Origin of the sequence: Aquabacterium sp. (assembly GCF_035476535.1) — a bacterium.
Classification (GTDB): Bacteria; Pseudomonadota; Gammaproteobacteria; order Burkholderiales; family Burkholderiaceae_C; genus Pseudaquabacterium.
Window position 1 is genome coordinate 1 of record NZ_DATILJ010000268.1, and the last position, 2,297, is coordinate 2,297.

Below are 2,297 nucleotides of genomic sequence, written 5' to 3' on the forward strand. Positions count from 1 at the left end.
GCAGATCGCCGCCCAGGTCGACGACACGTTGAAGTCGCCGATGTGGTGCGCCATGAAGCTGGCGCGCGGGGAGAAGAGCGTGATATCGCTGCCGCGCTCCTTCATCAGGCGCAGCTGGTTGGTCTCGATCGATTCGCGCAGGTCGTCGTCGCTGATCTTCAGCTCGGACGGCTTCGGCATGACAGCCGGGTCCTTGATGCCCGCGATCTGCTTGTTGCGCCACTCTTCCAGCGCTTTGGGTGCCGTGGTGTAGTGGCCATGGCAGTCGATGATGAGGCTCATTGGCGTTGTTCCTTGTGAATGCCTTGCAGCGTTTGGGGGTTCAGGCCGGCTCCATGCCGTGGCGCCGCTTGGCCTGCTCGGCCTCCGGGGAGGCCATGAATTCGAGCAGGCTGCGCACCGTCTCGCTCTGCAGCGACCCGGCGCACAGGCCCGCGGAAAAAGTGGTGACGATCTGAACCGCCTCGGGCAGCGGCCCGACCACGTCGATGCCTTCCAGGTTCATCAGCTCGCTCAGTTGCTGAAAGCCGAGCGCAACCTCGCCGCGGGCCACCAACGCGCCGACGGGCACGCCGGGCGGTGCCTGCACGATGCGCCCCTGCAGTTGCGCGGCGACGCCCCAGCGCTCGAACTGGCGCAACAGCGCGACACCGCTCGGCCCGGTGGAGTAGCCCACGCTTTCCGCCGCGAGGACGGCTCGCCGCAGCGCGTCTTCGCTGCCGATGTCAGGATGCGGCGTGCCTGCGCGCACAGCGACGGCCACGGGCGACAGCACCAGGTCGACCTTGGTGCCCGCGACGACGCTGCCGGCAGCCACCAGCTTGTCGATCGCGTCCGAGGCGAGGAACACGACGTCGAAGGGCTCGCCCGCTTGCACGCGCTTGGCCGCATCCACCCCACCGACCGCTTCGATCCGCACGGTGCTGCCGGAGCGCTGCTCGTAGGCCGCGACCAGCTCGGCCAGCACCTGCCGGGTGGCCATCGACGAGATTCCCTTGATTGGCATCCGGCAATTGTGGACGCACCGCAGCCGCAAGCAAAGGAGGCGGCCTCACTAACAGCTATATCATTTCGGCATAATTGCGCAACAGGTATCCCAAAAATATGGACCTCAAGCAACTCGAATATTTCGTGCGCGTCGCTGAGCTCGGCAGCTTTACGCGCGCCGCCATCGCGTTGGACGTCGCCCAGCCGGCGCTCAGCCGCCAGGTGCGCCAGCTCGAAGTGGAACTGCGCCAGAACCTGCTCATCCGCAACGGCCGCGGCGCGGCTCCGACCGAGGCGGGGAAACTGCTGCTGGAGCATGGGCGCGGCATCCTGCACCAGGTCGAACGGGCGCGCGAGGAATTGGGGCGCGTGCGGGGGGCGCTGGCCGGCCGGGTCGCGATCGGCCTTCCCCCCAGCATCGCCAAGGCGATGGCCGTGCCCTTGATCCGCGAGTTCCGCAAGCGCATGCCGGACGCGACGCTGTCGATCAGCGAGGGGCTGTCGGTGGGCATGCACGAGTCGCTGGCCACCGGCCGCCTCGACATCGCCCTGCTCTACAACGCCGGCCCGTCGCCCGACATCGAATTGACGGCCCTGCTGGAAGAGCCCCTGTTCCTGGTGCAGCAGCACACCGGCAAGGCGCCGCCCGCGCGGCCCCGGCCGGTGCCGTTGCGCGAGCTGGCCGCCCTGCCGCTGATCATCCCGACCCGCCCCAACGCCATCCGCATGCTGGTGGAAACCGAGATGGCCAATCTGGGCTGCCGCCCCAACGTGGCTCTGGAAATCGACGGCGTGGCGGCCATCCTCGACCTGGTGGAAGACGGCGCGGGCAGCGCGGTGCTGTCGCGCAATGCGGTGGCCACTTCAGCGCACCCGCAGGCGTTCACCCTGCGCCCGATCAGCGCGCCCGTGCTGCGTAGCAAACTGCTGACGGCCATGAGTTCACAGCGGCCGGCCACGCTGACCCAGAAAGCCGCCCTGAAGCTGATCCAGGAACTGGCGCACAAGCTGCTGGCGCCGGCCTGAGGCGCCCCAGCGGGTCAGCCGCGCTTGCGCGCCTCGATCAATCGATCGGCGTAGTCCTGCCACGGCGCATCCTTGGGCAGCCCGTCGAAGATGCCGGCCTTCGCGCAGTCGGCCACCCACTGCTGCTTGTCGGCGATGGCGGACGCCATGAAGGGCTCGAAGCCGGCCTCGCGGACCGTGTTGGCGGCTTCCCGCATTTCCTCCGCGCGGCGCTTGCCGTGCTGGACGACGCGGCTGAAAAAGTACGCGCCCTGCCGGCTCCAGTCGATGCCGGGAAAAGTTTC

Annotated in this window: 4 protein-coding genes; 1 reads left to right on the plus strand and 3 read right to left on the minus strand. The window is 68.3% G+C overall.

The window, feature by feature from the left end:
* Together VLK61_RS26640 and VLK61_RS26645 are read right to left on the minus strand one after the other, a co-directional pair.
* A partial coding sequence (locus VLK61_RS26640) for an amidohydrolase family protein (RefSeq protein WP_325425722.1) occupies positions 1-282 on the minus strand: 282 nt, incomplete at its 3' end.
* 40 nt (positions 283-322) lie between these two features.
* Positions 323-982, minus strand: coding sequence for a substrate-binding domain-containing protein (locus VLK61_RS26645; protein WP_325425724.1), 660 nt, complete (start codon positions 980-982; stop codon positions 323-325).
* 122 nt (positions 983-1,104) lie between these two features.
* Between VLK61_RS26645 and VLK61_RS26650 the strand changes: the two genes are divergently transcribed.
* Positions 1,105-2,013, plus strand: a complete 909-nt coding sequence (locus tag VLK61_RS26650) for a LysR substrate-binding domain-containing protein (RefSeq protein ID WP_325425727.1) — start codon at positions 1,105-1,107, stop codon at positions 2,011-2,013.
* Between the two features lie 14 nt (positions 2,014-2,027).
* Here the strand turns inward: VLK61_RS26650 and VLK61_RS26655 are convergent.
* On the minus strand, positions 2,028-2,297 hold a 270-nt coding region (locus VLK61_RS26655; RefSeq protein ID WP_325425729.1), incomplete at its 5' end, for a DUF1932 domain-containing protein.

Bases quoted from the DNA above. Each gene is read 5' to 3' on its own strand.
- VLK61_RS26650 (WP_325425727.1), top strand. From the start codon at position 1,105: ATGGACCTCAAGCAACTCGAATATTTCGTGCGCGTCGCTGAGCTCGGC.
- VLK61_RS26645 (WP_325425724.1), bottom strand. From the start codon at position 982: ATGGCCACCCGGCAGGTGCTGGCCGAGCTGGTCGCGGCCTACGAGCAG.